Raw genomic sequence first — 16,718 nt, forward strand, 5'->3', positions numbered from 1 at the left:
AAACGATAAAATCATTTTAAATCAGAAAGATAAAACACAAATAATTATGCAAGCAGAAATAATTATTTTGCTAAAACAACGTGAAGAAAATTAAAGTTAAGTGAAATAAGCAAAAAGGCTTAAAACTTAGCGTTTCAAAAGCCGTTTTAAGCCAATTTCTGTTAACTTAAAGTGTAGAAATCAAACCAGTATTTTGACTTTACATAAACAATAGAAATAAAAAAGGGTTAGCTTATGCTAACCCTTGGGCTTATATCATCAAGTTGATTTATTAACCTGAATTCAGTTTGCGCTATTAAAAAATCCATTGGCAACAATTTGGCTGTCTTCAATCATTTTTTTGCCATTGCACCATACGCTGTGCACGGTTAAATCTGATTGACGAAGCAGAACCACATCGGCATCCCCATTTTGTTTAAGCTCGCCTTTGTTAAGGCCAAGAATGCGCGCGGGGTTTATCGTAATCGCACTTAATGCCTTTTCAAGAGGCACGTTAAATTGCTTTACCGCTTGCTGAAATGAACTTAGCAATGACAGCTCAGTACCCACTTCAAAACCGACTAGCTCATTTTGCTCGTTATAAATTGGCAAACTCGCGTGACCGTCTGAACTCATAGTGAGGTGCGCAACATTCACCCCTTTATCTAAGCAATACGCAAGGGCTTCGGCCGCGGCAAGCTCACCATTAGCCAAATCGTATTCGGTCGTGCTGGTAGTAAAGTCGATGGTGCCACCTGCTCGACAAAATTCAATGCCCGCAGTTAATAGCTCGGCGTTACGGTTCATATGTGTTGGGTAAAACTGACTAATTGGTATTTCCGTGTTATTGGCCACATCATGAAGCAAATTAACATGCGCTTTGCCTGAGCCAACATGAATCGATACGGTGCCGCGTTTACCACTTAAAAGGCCTGCGGTTCTGGCTTCGGCTGCTACTTCAGCAAGTTGCTGCGCAGTAATTTGGCGACCGCGATGATCGCTAATGGCCACTTCACCCAAACCTATCACTTCATCCACATACATAATGTCGTGACTAATGCTTTCGCCCAGCGTTTTTGCGGGTAAATGATACGACCCCGTATGACAAAAAGCGTTTAAGCCTTCTTGCTTTAACCCTTTTGCTTTGGCGATTAAGTCGCTGTGAGTTCGGCTAACATCATCGGTACCAAGCGCACCAACCACAGTGGTAATGCCTGCAATAGTGGCATCCGTTAAGTTCATTTCTGGTGTGCGGCTGGCAAAACCCGCTTCGCCACCGCCGCCACTAATGTGCACCAGTGAATCAACAAAGCCAGGCGCTACAATTAAGTCGCTGCCATCAATCAGCTCACATGCAACATTGGTATCGAGGTTAATGTCAGCTTCGATTGCAATAATTTTTGTGCCTGCAATAAGCACGTCTTGTTTGCCGAGTCTTTTAGGGGAATAACACTCGGCCTGCTTAATTAGAGTTAACATAATGTTTTATTGATAATTTATAAGATGCGCAACAATCACCACTGCGCTTGCTAAAGAGAATAAAAACAACATAAAGCGCCAAATGAATTGCGCCCATTCGTTCCATGAAAGTTTTACAACGCCTAAACAGCCAATCAAACTCGCTGACGTTGGGATAATAATATTGGTTAGGCCATCACCTAGCTGAAATGCCAGCACCGCTGTTTGACGCGATACGCCAATTAAGTCAGCGAGTGGCGCCATAATTGGCATCGTAATCGCAGCTTGACCTGAACCCGATGAGACAAAAAAGTTAAACACTGACTGGAATAAATACATAAACCAAGCAGCTATCACATCGGGCACATGCGAGATAAACGACGCCGCATAATAAAGTAGCGTATTGAGTAGTGAGAACTCGGCTAAATCGCCACCGCCTAGCAATAGCACTAAACCTTTTGCAAGGCCAACTAATAGCGCAGCTGGCAGTAGTTCGGCACTGCCATGTTTAAACGCGGCCACCGACTCTTCAATGCTCTGCCTGTTGCCAAGCTTGGCAATAATCGCCACAACTAAACCCAAAACAAAAAACTGGGTAGCAAGTTCAGGAATGTAATAGCCTTTTGCCGTTACGCCATAAATCACCCAAACAATTACCGCTAAAAAGGTCACTAACAGCAGCTTGTCGGTATTGGTGAGCTTAGTTTGCGAGGTATTTTCAGGCAATTGTTCAATATTACGAATGCTCGCTGCGTAGCGCACGGTAAATACCATGCCAACAAAAATAAACAATGCCGCAATGGCAGTACGCAACTCTGCACCTGAAAAGACAGGTAAGCCTGCAATACTTTGCGCAATGGCAATACTAAACGGGTTCATAGGTGATGCCGCAAAACCAATTTGCGTTGCCACATACGTCACCAGCACAGTAACTTGCGCGTTATAACCAAGCTTTTTCATGATCGGAAAGAGCACAATACAAAATGCAATGGCCTCTTCACCCATTCCAAAAATAGCGCCGCCTAACGCAAAGGTGATAAACAAACTAGGTATAAACAGCCAATCAATACGCGTCGTCGAGCTAATAAGCGCCATAATGCCGTTATCAATGGCTTTGGTATGCATCAGCACACCAAATGCGCCACCAGTAATTAAAATAAACGCAATGACGCCAATTGCTGCGCCATTTCTATCGCCGCTGACTAGGCCTTCAAACAGAATATTAAGTAAACCTGCATCGCCATTCGTGGCAAACAGCGCCGCTGGCTGTGCGCTAGTTGCTTGGCTAAATTGCGCCAGCGATACGGTCGCACCTTGGCTAATACCGTCGAATTTTCCCGGCAATACAAAGAAAGACACGAGATAGCAAAGCCCTGCGATCATTAACAAAATAACGAACGCATCAGGCATTTTAAATTGTTGTTTCATGTGTGTTTTTAAAAGTGGGGTTGCCCCCACTTGCCCATTAGAAACGGTAAGTTACACCAAGGTTATACGTGGTACCGTAAGCATCGTGATTAATTGAGTCAAAACCACGTGATGAGCCGTAAACGCTCGGTGGCTTTTTATCGAATAAGTTATCGATACTGGCGCGGATCATTACTGAATCTGATACTTCATAACCCGCACTTAAGTCCACCACTGTCCAGCTTTTCACATCGCGCTGTTCGTTGTCATCTAATTCGCCAAGTTCAATTAACTCGTCGATTTCACGGCCGCGTAAACCTTCTATATCATCTTGATAACTATCAGTATAGTTTGCACCAAGCGAGATGTAATAACGCTCTGCGTCAAATGAAATTGAAAAACGACCGACATTTTCAGGGTAGCGGAATGTGCCTACAAGTTGCTCAATGTCATCTGAACCCGGCTTGTTACGGTCGTAATCAAGGTAGTGGGTGGCGTCGAGTTTTAATGTTAAATCACCCGCATCAAAACGAAAACGCTGATCAATTTTAATGTCTAAACCACGAATATCTTGGCTACCGGTGTTTTCTAATTGAATCACATGGTCGCGATAAAGCTCTAGGCTGTACGAGCGCGGATCATATTCATTTATGTAAGACGCTAGAATTTCATCTAAGTTTGCACCCGCTTGATCAATGTAAAGGCCGCTATTATCGGTCACGCTACACACGTCTTCACCATACGAAATACCCATTTCACCATTAGGAACTAAACCACAGTGGCGCAATGATTCATCAGTAATTGCACGAGCAAGTACCCCTGTCATATTGGTATCAATGACATCGTCGTAATTAAATTGCCAGTAATCTAATGTAATGGTGGTATCGCGGCTTGGGCTCCATGCAAAACCAAGCGATAGTGACTCAGATTCTTCGGCATTTAATGCGCTGTTACCTAGTTCTAGGCTATTTACCGTCACTTGTGTGCCGTCACCTTCGCAGTATAAATCAGCTACGGCTTGGTTAGCGCCACAGTCAAAGGTTGATGTGGTTGTTCTGAGTTTTACACCTGCTTGGGTAAGCGAAGGTGCTCTAAACGAGGTTGCCCACGCAGCGCGTAACATTACTGAATCAACTGGGCGATAGCTTATGCTCACTTTAGGATTAAAAGTTGAGCCAAAGTCATCAAAATGGTCATAACGCCCTGCAAGTTGCATTTCAATTTTGTCGCTAACTGGTACATAAAGTTCGGCAAAGGCACCAAATTGCGAGCGCTCAGCTTCGGCAATGCTCGAACCATAACCAAATACATCTACTAAGTATTCGTTGTCAGCATTTGCTACCGCGTTAGTTGATGGAATATCTGAAAGCTCTTCTTTACGGGCTTCTAAACCAAATGACGATTGAATATCCATGTCGCCAATTGTTACGAGCTCGCCAGAAATTGTGAAATCCCAACCGTAAACACGGCTTTTACCGTTACGTGTTGGTGTTTCTTGCGTAAGCGCTAAAGTTGCATCGTTAGTGCTATCACCCACTAAAAATGGGTTATAAAAATCAAGTAACGAACCTGCACCGCAGCTAATATCGCCATTATTTTGCTGTGCTATTGTGCCATCTGAACACAGCTCACCTGCGAGTGCTGCATGGAATTTATAACGGTTGTAAACGCCCTTTACAGCCACTTGATCTGAGCGTGATTCAGAAAACATGATGCCTGTTTCCCAATCCCAATCTGCTAACTGCCCTTCAAGGCTAGTAACAAAACGCATATTTTCAGATTCAACTTCAACGGTGCGTGGGTCGTTAAAGCGCGCATCAAATTGGAAACCCCATTGCTCTTGCCCTAGCAAAGTATCAAACGGGTCAATATACAGCGAATCAAGTAATGGGTTATTGCCGTTAGCATCGTCATAAATAAACAAGGCATCTTCTTTTACCCACGGGCCTTCGCTGTCATCCAGCTGGTTAATTGCAGCAGGTGTTGAATATGCAGTAGATTTAGTTTTGCTGTAGAACATCTCGGTATTCCAAACAAGATCGCCCACAGCTTGGTTAAACATAAAACCACCCGACATACTTTCAAACGGCGCGCGTAATACATCGTCTTGATTACCGTAGTAAGCACAAATTTGCTCGCCATATTCGGTTGTCACCAGCTCAGTTAAGCAGCCAGGTGCAGGCTGTTCGTTACCATCACGGCTGCTGTAGTAATAAATATTTGGCGTGTTTTCAAGCTTTGGTAAGTATGAATAGCTGTTAACTAAATTAGGCGATGCAAGGTAATCGCGGTCGCTTGCATTAAACTGGTTGCGGTCATAGTAATCAGCGAATACGGTTAAGTTGCCGTCACCAATTTGGGTGCCCCAAATAAGGTTTATTTGTTTTTTACTTTCATCTGAATCTTCAAAGCTATCACCGTAGCTCACTTCAAATTCGCCACCATCGAAGTCTTTTTTCAAGATGTAGTTAATCACACCCGCTACCGCATCAGCGCCATAAATTGCCGACGCGCCTGTCGCTAATATTTCAACACGCTCAATTGCTGCAAGCGGGATGGAATTTACATCGACAAAGTTTTGCGTGCCTGCGGCAAATGAACTTGGCGCAACGCGACGACCATTAATCAGCGTAAGTGTTGCTGATGGGCCCATACCACGTAGGCTTGCTGCGGCTTGCCCTGCTGGTGTAGAGGTTGATGTACTGCCACTTTCACTGGTTGAGAATGTGCCTGCACCGCCTTTTAGCTGCGGAATATCTTGTAGTAATTCGTAAATCGATGAAGCACCTGAACGCTCGATGTCTTCTGCACTTAAAATTGTGATTGGTTGAGTGCCTTCAAGGTCAACGCCTTTAATACGTGACCCTGTGATCTCAATGCGTTCTACTGATTCTGCTTCTGAATTTTTGGCTGGTTGCTCTGCAGCATGTGCTGACACTGACAGCGCTGCAAAAATGGCTAAGGTTAACTTGTTATACATACTTCACCTGTTTCTGATTGGGTGATTAAACAAAACAGACATATCCCATCAATTTGAGGGATCGATTGTGTAATTTAGACGCAACTATGTCGTGTTTTAGCCAATGTAATTGTGACAGATCACAGTCAAAAGGCGTGTTTAATCAAAAGAAATTTTATTTTTGTAATTTTTTTGGGGGTGGGTTGCATACCAATAGACAACACCACGGTTAAAAACCGTGTGTCTACTCGTCGAACCACTCAGAAAGGTAGTGTGGTGAGTAGAAGTAACAAACAAGCTGATTCGCTTTTTTTAACATTTCTTCATCTCGTGTTTTTTGACATTACAAACTGGCGTGTGCTAGTTTGCATCCCGCAAAGTTCATAATTTTTATATCACAGCTTTTTTTGTGATGACAAGCCATTTTTTTAAAACTTGATTGGAAATTAATCATGAACCTTGTGCCTTTTGTAAAAAATTTCACCTTGGCGTTTTCGCTTTTTTATAGCCTAACATCCTCTGCGCAAACACTTTATTTAGCGGGCGGCGCACTTAAAACGTGTTCGAGTTTAGCGCCAAAAAACTGCATTGAAAAAACTTCATTTTCATCACACGCAAAAACCCATTCACTCTATTTAGTTAACGAAACAGCCATCACTGCGATTAACTCAAATTGGCCAAATACCAACACACAGCATAAGATTGCCACGCGTAAATTACTTAACAAAATAAAAAGCAAACACGCCATTTCCAAAGCAGAGCTTATTGATAAATTTAAAAACGAAAATGCCGCGTTATACCGCGCTTTAAGCAATCAAGAATATTACTTTGTATTTGATATGCTTGAACTACCACTCATTGTGAAAAATAAGCGTATTAGCGAGCAAGTACTCACAAACAAAAACAAAGTTAAAGGCACAACTGAGATTTTAAACGCCATTAGTTTAGACATTAAAAACGCGCCAAATAAAACCCTGTTTTTAGTCACAGCGTCTTCTCGTGACCCTTATGAATCCGCCGATTTTTATAACGGCTTATTTAGCCAATACAAGATAAATGCAAAGTGGTTAGCGCTGACACCAGCGCTTGCTAAAGCCATTGCAAAACAAGATTGCGAAAACCTTGATAACTACCGCAACAAAATTAATTTTGCCTATAACCGCGACACGGTTTACCCCGATTTAACAGCGCAAGAAAAAGCCTTGTGTGATGCTGGCATCGACAATTTAATCACTACCCTTAAAAACGCCGATGGCCTGTTTTTTAATGGCGGGGATCAATCCCTTACTAAGCAGGTATTTGTTAATGCAGAAACAAAAGAACCTTACCCTTGGTTTGAGGTTATTCAAAGCCGAGAAATTTTAGTAGGCACAAGTGCTGGCACGGCCATGCAATCGGGTGGCCAAAATAATTATGGTTATGTACCCATGATCACCAACGGCAGTAGCCTAAACGCACTTAAAAATGGCGCGTTTGATGCACCGCCTCCCGCTGAAAATTGTCATAACCAAGGCGGCTGCCAGCACCTTGAGTTTGATGCGCTCACTTTTGATAAACACGGTGGTTTAGGTAGCTTTGATTTCGGTATTTTGGATACTCATTTTAGCGAGCGCGGCCGAACCCCTCGCTTAGCCGTTTTAATGCAAGCAACCAAGCAACAATTTGGCTTTGGTGTTGATGAAACTACTGCGCTTAAAGTGGAAAAAAGCACAGGTAAGATGTCGGTCATTGGTAAAGAAGGCGTTGTAATATTAGCGCACACGGCAAAGAACACTTTTCGTTATCACTTTATGCCTAATGGTGAAGAATTTACGCTCTCAAGCCTAAAACAGAGAAAAACCGAAAATAAAAAAGCAAATTCTGGTGAAGAAAACGTTTTTAAAAATGCTATTTCAAATGGGCAAATTCGACGCGCATTGCAAGACTTTTGTAACAGTGAAAAACAGGCAATGACACTAGTTGAAACTACCCAAAAAGACACACCCGTTACATTTGAAAAAGATGCAAACACCACTTGTGTAAAAACGCTTGCAGGTGCTTACCGCATTGAAAATATGCTGATGCGTTTGTAGCGCACCTAATCGGTAATCTTGCGATACAAATATCTGCAAGATTGCCGATGTTAGATTGTATTAAACGATTTTAGTGTTCAATTACTGACTTTCAACATATACTGACCCCAAAATCAGTACACAGAATTAACAATGATTGGCCACGGAAAAATTAGCTGTACATGGCAAAGTAATATTTTGCATTTGAACGTATTCGGTCCTTTTAATGTAATTGGCGTGAAAAGCGCATTTGAAGAGCTCAAAAAGCAGGCCACCATTTGCTCGCAAGATACCTGGTACCGCATTGATGTAATTGATGAGCAAACACTAGGCTGCCCTGAAGTGATGAAAATTATCGGGCAAACGTATGTATGGAGCCTTGAAAATAACTGCCAAATGATTGCTATTGTGTGTGCCAATCGCGTGCAATTAAGTTTACTTAACGCGTTTATTGAAAAGTCGGGGTTAAATATTCGCGCCTTTACAAACCAAGAAGAGGCAATTGCTACCCTACACAATTTATCTACTCAAAGGGGCTAAACTCATTCTTAACTACATGTATTGCCTTGCTTTAAACGCGCCTACTTACCAAGAAAGAATATCCCCAACCAATTATCAGCCCCCAAATAATCGCATTTAGACCCAAAAAGCTGATACCTGAAAGCGTTACCAAAAATGTTAATAGCGCTCCTTCCCGATAGTGTTCGTTAGAAAATGCACTTTGCAAACACATTAGTAGCGTTCCTAGCAATGCAAAACCAGCCAGCATTTCTGTTATTTCTCTTGGAAACGCCAAGAAGATAGCAACAACACTCGATGCCAAGGCACCTGCAACAATATAAAATACACCTGCCCATATCACTGCGCGATAACGGTTATGCTTGTTGTTATCAACGTGTTCGTTCATGCAGATTGCTGCCGAAATTGCAGCAAGATTTAAACTGAATCCACCAAACGGCGCTCCCAAAATATTTATAATCCCTGTCCCCACCAAAATGGGTTTAACCGGTGTGTTGTATCCATAGCTTTGCATCATCGCAATGCCCGATAAGTTTTGCGATAACATGGTGACAATATAGAACGGGATGGCAATATTAATGATTGCGCCTAAATCAAACTGAGGTAACAACCAAATTGGTGCTGCAATGCCTAAATTAGCATTACTTATCAATGTATTATCAAGGTAAAACGCCGCTACTAAACTTACTATCAATAGCATCAGCATCGTGTAATTTGCGGCAAACCGTTTGCTTAGCGCATAAGTGGTAAACAACAATAAAAACACACCCGATACACTCATAATAGGTTCAAAGGCATTAATACAAAACGGCAGTAAAATAGCCGCCAACATAGCGGTTGCCAGCGGTGAAGGGATGCGTTTCAGCGCATTAGATAACGGCGTGATAAGCCCAGTAATAAAAATAAGTGCGCCAGTAACCACAAACGCGCCGAGTAAAGTAGGCAAGTCATGTTGCGGGGCAACACCTACTAACATGGCGGCTCCTGGGGTTGACCATGCCGTTAAGATGGGCGTTTTGTAATACCACGAATAACCGATTGAGCTAAACCCCATCATTAAGCCAAGCGCAAGCAGCCAGCTTTCAATTTGTGCCGCAGAGGCACCAGCAGCGGTTACGGCTTGTAAAATAATAACAATAGAGCTGGTGTATCCAATCAATACCGCGCTAAATCCCGCAGTGATATGACTTACAGATACGTATTTATTGTTCATCATTAGTGATTCTCTATGTTATATTTTTATCGTTCGTGCGCAATAACGCACAGCCTGCAAAAACAATAACACCGTGCGCTATAACGCACAATAGAGAATTAACCATGAAAGATGCCATTTTTAGAGCAGAGATAGCCCAACACTTGAAAAGTGAGCGCAAAAAGAAGGGATTGAGTTTAGATAAAGCCGCTAAATTAACCGGTGTCTCGAAAGCTATGCTGGGTCAAATTGAACGTGAAGAATCAAGCCCCACTATTGCCACATTGTGGAAAATTGCCAGTGGGCTTGAAACCTCCTTTTCTGCATTTTTCGCCGATAAGCCTGATTTACGTGAAAGTGAACGAGTATTTCCTGAAGATCCGCGTATGAAAATAAATACCCTATTTGCGTTTCAACCAGACACAGGCATTGAAGTATTTGAGATCACGTTATCTGAGCGCCACCAGCAATTATCAAGTGCGCATAATATTGGTGTGATTGAGCATATTCATGTCATTGAAGGTGAGTTGCAGGTGTATTTTGATCAAACCTGGCACCCCTTAAAAAAAGGCGACAGCGTTCGTTTTTATAGCGATCAGCTGCACGGCTATGAAGCGCTCAGTGAAACAGCCGTCTTCCACAATATTATTAGTTACCCAAAATAATGCTGTTTTAAGCATGCCGCTAAAGTAGATTTAACAATAAGTCAAAAAAACCTAATAGTTGATTATTAGGTTTTTGTTTTTCGATACTTAGTGAAGTGCATTACTTTGCACATGAATTTGCTAACGCTACATCAACCCACACTAAACGATGATCTGATGACGCGTTTCTGTCGGCGACTAAATAAGCCGCTTGCTCTGTTTTGGTAGGCCAAAATACACCACTTTTTATTACGTTAACGTTCGCTGACGGTAATACATAGTCAGCGCGCATTCCCCAACTTGCTGTATGTGTAGCAGCGTGAATGTTTTCTGGTTTATTTTGAAAGCCACCTTGAGATTGTGGCGCTGGGTAGTTATTAATCGCAGGGTGTGACAATAATTGATTAATTGCATTTGGGTGCGCGTCACCATCCACCGCGCTGGCATTTAAATCACCCAAAATAACAAAACGTTCAGCGCTTATCCCGCCTCGTCCACCGTTATCATCATAAATATAGTGATTACCTGATTGGCTAATGTAATCTCGCCAAAAACGAATTTCGTCATGATTACGTTTGCCATTACGATCTTCTTCGCCATCAAATACCGGTGGTGTTGGGTGGCTTGCCAGCACATGAATCGTGTTATTGCACACATTTACCGGCACATCCCAATGAGACTTGGAAGACAAACGCATTACGGCGCGCTCATCACTTGAGTACCATTGGCTGCCATTTGGGTTAACTGGCATCAAATTATTCGGCATATCTTGCCACAAAAAGTGTTGGAAAGTACGGACTTGCTCTGAAACGATGGGGTATTTAGACAATAACACCATACCATATTGCCCTGCATAGCGCCCAAAACCGAAGTGCGATAGTTTTACTGAATCGCCCTCTAACTCGGTTTTCACCCCCGTGTTTACGGGTGCAAGATAGACATATGGGTAACTAATTGGCGCAAAGCCGTTTTGCGATACTTCAAGGTACGCTTGTTTAAACAAATCAATGCCTTTTTCGCGCTTTGCAATGTAATCGAACTCATTGAGTAAAATTATATCTGGGCGGGTGCGCTGAATAATTTCAGCAATATTATTAATTTGTTGAACATCGCCATTTTTAAGTGCTTGCGTAAGCGCATCGGCATTCAAGGTTGATTGTGCAGCTGATTGTTCGCTTGATTGATAATTAGTGGCCTCCATACTGACATTAAATGTTGCAATGCGAAGCACTTTGTTCTCGTTGATATTTTTAACATCTTGCTGCGGTGTTGGCACAGTATTGCAGCCCAACAGCATACCTAACACAGCAGCGTAACTAATGGCACGTAAATTAATATTCATACACTTTAACAATGGCTTAATTTTGGCTTGGAAAATAGCTTAGTTCCTAGTGAAGCGCAAACAAAGACGCTCAGCCACCAATAAACACTTCATCCGTTAAAACAAACTTAAATTAAGCCTTGCGTAACTTTCTGTTACATCTATAAAAATATAACAATGGCAATAAGTTATACAATTTGATACTAATAAACTCATAATAAAAATAAGCTTTGCACAAATAAATTGTCATTCTACATATGAAAAAATTAATCCTCTGTTTATCCCTTGTTTTACCAAATATTGCGATGAGTTGCCCTACGTTAACCGGAACATGGACATCATCCAGCGAAAAGTTCGAATCATTCAATAAAAAGTGGGCCAATGTTAACGGCAATGCGTGGGCTTTTATGACCCAAACTCAAGGTAAAGAAGTCATAACATTCAATAACAAACAGGAAATGCGCATCAATACCCCTGACATTGAGATCACAATGGGCGAAAAAACCATGACGATGCCAGCGAAAGAAGAACGTATAAACTACTCAATTTTAGGATGTACCGATAGCAGCATTGTTTTACAGTTTGAGCGATACGGTAAAACACAGATATCACAGCTTCATTTTGAAAACGAAACCACCTACTGGGAATATATGGGAAACTCACAAACTGATGGCAATAGCCACATACGCGAGTATTACACTAAACGATGAAACCCATGAAAAATAGCACTTACGCCGACCCAAGCACCACGGCCAAATAACAGCATCGCAGCCAAAGCCCCCCTAGCAGGCGCCCAAGCGGAGAGCGTATTTAGCACTTGCATGGTAAACATTGCAAACAGCAAATACACAACACAAGTAAGGATGTTGTATTGCCAGGGCTTTAACGTAGAGTTCATGTTATCGCTTAATTAAACGTCATTTACTATCCCTATTAAAACTGCATTAGGGCACTTCTAATACCTTCATACTACTGTTTAAAAAATAAAGCAATCAATTAAAAAATAAGCTTTGATAAAGATCGTATTAAAGCGAAAAATCTTTAAATTTAAAAATAGGGTTATTGCCCTGCCATTACCATTTCTTTTATTTTTGTGGCTTTTTCAAAGTGATCAAGCTGGTGGGTTTCTATCCACCATCTGGCCGCTTCCATTAAGCGTTCTGGGTCGTCATTCTTATTGGCAAAAAACGCATAAAAAGACACACCTACATTGTCGCCTTTTGCAGCTATTTTTTTATCACATACTGCGATGATTTTATCTCTGAGCTCCGCTCTCATTACAACTTAATCCTATTATTTGAGCTGATATGTAAAACCCCTTTACAGCGATTTTTTTTAATCTGAGTTTGGATTCATTACCAGTTTTGGCCAACGATTTTGCCAAGCTTTACCTTCAACACGTGCTAAAAAAACGCTTTTATCACGCTTGGCGTTGTGGCTTAACTTTAAATCGAATAACGAGTCAAAGCCAAACGCAGAGATAGCAACTAGGTTGTCTTTATTATCTAATTTCACCGCAACCGCAGTTTCTTTTTCCGGCCAATGTGCCATAGCATCAATCACATTGTTATACACGGCATCATTGTTTTTAATATGCATCAGCGCTTGGTTTTTAACTTGCCAGTTTAACGTTGGCACCAATTTACACAACTTGGCTTCAAGCTGTTTATCGTCAATGTGACTTGTTTTGCTCGCATCATAATAAATCACATCTACATCGTTTAATGGGGTAGACATATCATCATGCAGCTTATCCCACACTAAATTACGTAAAAATCCCGCTGCAATATAACCACTTGGAAGATTAAGCTGCTGCAACGCTTTAAGCGCGCTCATGCGCGTGAAATCGCTTTTTAAATATTGCTGCAAGGTATGCAAGTGACGGGTATCTGTTGGCCGAGCCAATAATAACTCGTTGTTATCTTCGCCAACCACCACAAACCCCAAGTTAAAATATAAAAAGCGTGCTGGATTTTGCTTGAGTACACTTAGCGTCACAGTGTGTTGTTGTGTGTTAGCTGTTTCAATAATCTCGCTAATAACCTGGCTGCCAAGGCCTTTATTCTGAAAATCAGGGTGTATTTGAATTTGATAGATGTGCCAAGTAGCTTGATCTGCCAAATAACCATACTTCACCATGCCAGCAACCTGCTCATTCAAAATAATTAAATGTGTGAGCGCAAATTGGTAGTTTATGCGCGCAAGGTGCGCTTCATCTGTACAAGGTAACCCTGCTTGTTCAAGGTACTGATGCATAGTTAATTTGCGAAGAGCTAATAAATAACCTACATCTGCAAGTGTTGCTTTTTGCAGCTTAATCATCCGTGAGCCCTGTGCCAAACGCCTCTGGGTGTAACGTGCCCTCATCGCCAATTTCATCCCAATGAGCTTTTGAATCAACCCAAATATGATGGGTTACCGAAAGCCCTTTATCATCTTTAATTAACCCCACAGGAATAAATTTTCGTTCGCTGTCGTTATCGCCAGGCACTTTTGATCCACAAATTTTACAAAACCAGGTTTGCCAATCGCTGTTAGGCTTTTTCCAAGTGGCAACTGCGTCTTGCCCTTTTTGCCATTGAAAATCGCTATTGTTCACAACCAACACACCAATACCATTGGTTCCTGTTGCTTTTCGACAAATTGAGCAATGACACATGTAAATATCTTTGGGCTCACTTAAAATCGCAAATTGAACCGCTTCACAATTACATTTTCCGGTGATCATATCCGTGCCTCAGTCATTAAACTTAATTATTTCCACTTTAAATCAATTTATTAGATGATGACAGCCAACTAAGGATAAAACAGCAAATCTAACAGGAACCACCATGAAACAATTAATGATTGTTTTAGCATCGCTCTTTTTACTGCTAAACACTGTGTTTACCAATGCACTAGCGTCTACTCACCAACGTATTTCACAAACTTCGAGTATTCTTGGTGAAGAACGCACCATTCAAATTGCATTGCCTGAAAACTATCACGCTAACCCAACAGCTACCTACCCGGTTATGTATTTGCTTGATGGTGATTACAACTTTAAAGCAGTGACTGGCATGCTCGATATGTTGGCTAATAAAGGGCAGCTGATCCCTGATGTGATTGTGGTTGCGATTTCGGATAATGGTACATCGTCATACCGAAATTACATGACCCCAAGTTTTAGTGATAAACAGCCTGACAGCGCCAGCAAATTTGCTGATTACCTTGAAAGTGAAGTGAAGCCCTATATTCAAAGCCACTATCGCACCGCTAATAACCATATTTTAGTGGGCCAATCGATTGGCGGACTATTTGTACTCAATACGCTTATTGAAAATCCCGTACGTTTTAACCACTACATTGCTATTAGCCCTTCGGTATGGGTTGGCGATAACGCGATTGTAAAAAAAGCCAAAAACACCTTACACACAAAAACATTTTCAGCTGTGTCACTGCATTTATCGTTAGCTGATGAAACCCGAATGGGCCAATATGATTTGATTAACTATTTAGATTTAAACCCGCAAGCGTCGCTTACTTGGCAATTTACTCACTACCCCGATGAAAACCACAACTCTGTTGGACTTATCGCATTGAGAAATAGCTTAAAACAGATTTTTAATGGTTGGCATATAAACGAGCGAGCACTGGCAACTAAAACACCGCAAAGCGTATTAACACACTACGCTAATTTGCAAACGCAGTGGCAATTAAAACAAGCCATCCCCACTAATGTGGCGCACAGCTTAATGCGCTACCATTACCGTAATAATTTGGTCGATAAAGTGCCCGCGTTTATTCAAAATGCGAAGCAAACATTACCGCAATCAAGCCAAGTATTAACCGCTAAGCAAGCCAGTTATGTTGGTCATTTCGACTCGCCCAAAAATGCATTAGCACTGTTAAAAAGTGCTGAAAAAGAGCATGCACATTCCATTGAACACTTAAAAGCCATTGCGAGTGTTTATGAGCAATTAGGTGAACAGCAAAACGCGCAAGCATATTACAAAAAAGCGCTCGCCCTTGCTGAAAAACAGCAAGTGGCACAATGGCAATTGAATATTCTAGCGGCAAAAGTGAAGTAAATAACACTCACTTAAAAACACATTTTAAAAAGCGCCAACACAGGCGCTTTTTGTGTTTTTAAGGTATGTTGTCGTCGCTGGATTTAATCAATAGGCCGTATTTTACTGGCTTTTCATTTACGCCGGTGTGACTTCATAGTGTGTAATTAACAATCCCTTGGAGTTTGAGTATCTAAGTTTCCAGTTTTCATTTACAACGATTTTAATTTTATCGCCTTTGAATTCAGAGTTTGGGTGTGTTTCTGCTGTAAGTTGGATGGTGAGTTTTACATCAAATCCTACTTCAGATTTTGTAACTGACATCGCCTGAATTTGGTGATCACAGCCGGGTTTAAACGTGTTACGTGCAATGCAATACCACTCGTTAAAACCATGATGACCCACAAACTGACCTTCTGGCATATTCCACTTCACATTTTCTGATAAAAAACGCGTAAATTGTGATGTGTCTTCAGGTAGCTTATCGAGTGATTTAAACCAGTTACGAGCAAAACGTTCAACATAAGCCTCATCCACTTGAGTTAATTGATTAAGTTTATCTATAAGCCTTACACCATGTTCTTTGGCTTTGTTTTGTACATCTTCCAACTCATTGTAAACACCAGGGATATACACCATACCGTGAGAGTACACAGGCGCATGAAAAGTCATGCCAGTAAGATACGCAGTTTGTTGTAGTGGCTGTAATAATTGCGCAATTGGAAAGTGGTTATAACCCAGTGGGTCATACGATTCAGCCGGTGCACCGATAGTGAACGATAAAATAAAATCTTTACCATGTAATTTGTCACCATGAGTACCGTATGCGAAATCGTAGCTAAACACATCGTCTATCCACTTTTTTAACAGTGCAGGCACTGAATACCAGTAAAAAGGAAATTGCAAAACAATGGTATCAGCAGCCAATAAAGCCTGTTGCTCTGCGCTTATGTCAATTTGGTAATCGGGATATAACGCATCTAATCTACGAATTTCAATATTCTTAATATTGGCTTCTAGCGAATCAAGAATGACTTGGTTTGTATTAGATTGCGGTAAATTTGGGTGACCTGAAATAACTAAAACACGACTCATAACGTTTGCTCCAATAATATATGTTGATAGGTCAACTTTACTGA

The 16,718-nt window shown here is 41.4% G+C and carries 15 protein-coding genes; 5 read left to right on the forward strand and 10 right to left on the reverse strand.

Features of this window, described 5'->3' with window-relative positions; genetic code table 11:
* Positions 1 to 282: 282 nt before the first annotated feature.
* The 3 genes from iadA to OM33_RS14935 are packed head-to-tail and all read right to left on the reverse strand — an operon-like array spanning position 283 to position 5,824.
* Positions 283 to 1,458 (reverse strand): beta-aspartyl-peptidase, encoded by a 1,176-nt coding sequence (gene iadA / locus OM33_RS14925; protein ID WP_040134683.1) that lies wholly within the window; start codon positions 1,456 to 1,458, stop codon positions 283 to 285.
* A 6-nt stretch (positions 1,459 to 1,464) separates the two neighbouring features.
* Positions 1,465 to 2,865, reverse strand: coding sequence for a putative basic amino acid antiporter YfcC (gene yfcC / locus OM33_RS14930; RefSeq protein WP_081991261.1), 1,401 nt, complete (start codon positions 2,863 to 2,865; stop codon positions 1,465 to 1,467).
* A 37-nt stretch (positions 2,866 to 2,902) separates the two neighbouring features.
* The gene (locus OM33_RS14935; protein WP_040134685.1) at positions 2,903 to 5,824 is read right to left on the reverse strand and encodes a TonB-dependent receptor; all 2,922 of its coding nucleotides are present in this window, start codon (positions 5,822 to 5,824) and stop codon (positions 2,903 to 2,905) included.
* A 431-nt stretch (positions 5,825 to 6,255) separates the two neighbouring features.
* On the opposite strand from OM33_RS14935, the gene OM33_RS14940 reads away from it, so the two are divergent.
* The gene (locus OM33_RS14940; RefSeq protein WP_040134687.1) at positions 6,256 to 7,875 is read left to right on the forward strand and encodes a cyanophycinase; all 1,620 of its coding nucleotides are present in this window, start codon (positions 6,256 to 6,258) and stop codon (positions 7,873 to 7,875) included.
* Between the two features lie 132 nt (positions 7,876 to 8,007).
* Positions 8,008 to 8,394 carry a hypothetical protein gene (locus OM33_RS14945; RefSeq protein WP_040134689.1) on the forward strand — a complete coding sequence of 129 codons (387 nt, stop codon included), beginning with the start codon at positions 8,008 to 8,010 and terminating at the stop codon, positions 8,392 to 8,394.
* A gap of 31 nt (positions 8,395 to 8,425) precedes the next feature.
* Here OM33_RS14945 and OM33_RS14950 read toward each other — a convergent pair whose 3' ends face one another.
* Positions 8,426 to 9,589 (reverse strand): benzoate/H(+) symporter BenE family transporter, encoded by a 1,164-nt coding sequence (locus OM33_RS14950; RefSeq protein WP_234402762.1) that lies wholly within the window; start codon positions 9,587 to 9,589, stop codon positions 8,426 to 8,428.
* A 101-nt stretch (positions 9,590 to 9,690) separates the two neighbouring features.
* On the opposite strand from OM33_RS14950, the gene OM33_RS14955 reads away from it, so the two are divergent.
* A complete protein-coding gene (locus OM33_RS14955; RefSeq protein ID WP_040134690.1) occupies positions 9,691 to 10,230 on the forward strand; it encodes a helix-turn-helix domain-containing protein in 540 nt (179 codons plus the stop codon).
* 100 nt (positions 10,231 to 10,330) lie between these two features.
* Here OM33_RS14955 and OM33_RS14960 read toward each other — a convergent pair whose 3' ends face one another.
* Entirely contained in the window at positions 10,331 to 11,551 is a 1,221-nt protein-coding gene (locus OM33_RS14960; RefSeq protein ID WP_081991153.1) for an endonuclease/exonuclease/phosphatase family protein, read from the reverse strand.
* A 236-nt stretch (positions 11,552 to 11,787) separates the two neighbouring features.
* Here OM33_RS14960 and OM33_RS14965 point away from each other — a divergent pair, with 236 nt between their 5' ends.
* Positions 11,788 to 12,240: a hypothetical protein gene (locus OM33_RS14965; protein WP_040134692.1), complete on the forward strand. Its 453-nt coding sequence runs from the start codon at positions 11,788 to 11,790 to the stop codon at positions 12,238 to 12,240.
* Here the strand turns inward: OM33_RS14965 and OM33_RS14970 are convergent.
* The 4 genes from OM33_RS14970 to OM33_RS14985 form a co-directional block, all read right to left on the reverse strand.
* Positions 12,225 to 12,428, reverse strand: a complete 204-nt coding sequence (locus OM33_RS14970; RefSeq protein WP_040134694.1) for a hypothetical protein — start codon at positions 12,426 to 12,428, stop codon at positions 12,225 to 12,227. The two genes, OM33_RS14965 and OM33_RS14970, sit on opposite strands and share 16 nt — an antisense overlap.
* A 161-nt stretch (positions 12,429 to 12,589) precedes the next feature.
* On the reverse strand, positions 12,590 to 12,808 hold the full coding sequence (locus tag OM33_RS14975) for a DUF6500 family protein (protein ID WP_040134697.1): 219 nt from the start codon (positions 12,806 to 12,808) through the stop codon (positions 12,590 to 12,592).
* Between the two features lie 57 nt (positions 12,809 to 12,865).
* Positions 12,866 to 13,852 (reverse strand): nucleotidyltransferase family protein, encoded by a 987-nt coding sequence (locus tag OM33_RS22380; protein WP_199922586.1) that lies wholly within the window; start codon positions 13,850 to 13,852, stop codon positions 12,866 to 12,868.
* On the reverse strand, positions 13,845 to 14,258 hold the full coding sequence (locus OM33_RS14985) for a GFA family protein (RefSeq protein ID WP_040134699.1): 414 nt from the start codon (positions 14,256 to 14,258) through the stop codon (positions 13,845 to 13,847). The genes OM33_RS22380 and OM33_RS14985 overlap by 8 nt, the downstream gene beginning before the upstream one ends.
* Positions 14,259 to 14,361: 103 nt before the next feature.
* On the opposite strand from OM33_RS14985, the gene OM33_RS14990 reads away from it, so the two are divergent.
* Positions 14,362 to 15,600 (forward strand): alpha/beta hydrolase-fold protein, encoded by a 1,239-nt coding sequence (locus OM33_RS14990; RefSeq protein ID WP_040134700.1) that lies wholly within the window; start codon positions 14,362 to 14,364, stop codon positions 15,598 to 15,600.
* 117 nt (positions 15,601 to 15,717) lie between these two features.
* On the opposite strand, the gene OM33_RS14995 is transcribed toward OM33_RS14990, so the two are convergent.
* Positions 15,718 to 16,674, reverse strand: coding sequence for an NAD(P)H-dependent oxidoreductase (locus tag OM33_RS14995; protein ID WP_040134702.1), 957 nt, complete (start codon positions 16,672 to 16,674; stop codon positions 15,718 to 15,720).
* Positions 16,675 to 16,718 lie beyond the last annotated feature (44 nt).

The organism is Pseudoalteromonas piratica, assembly GCF_000788395.1.
Lineage (GTDB): Bacteria > Pseudomonadota > Gammaproteobacteria > Enterobacterales > Alteromonadaceae > Pseudoalteromonas > Pseudoalteromonas piratica.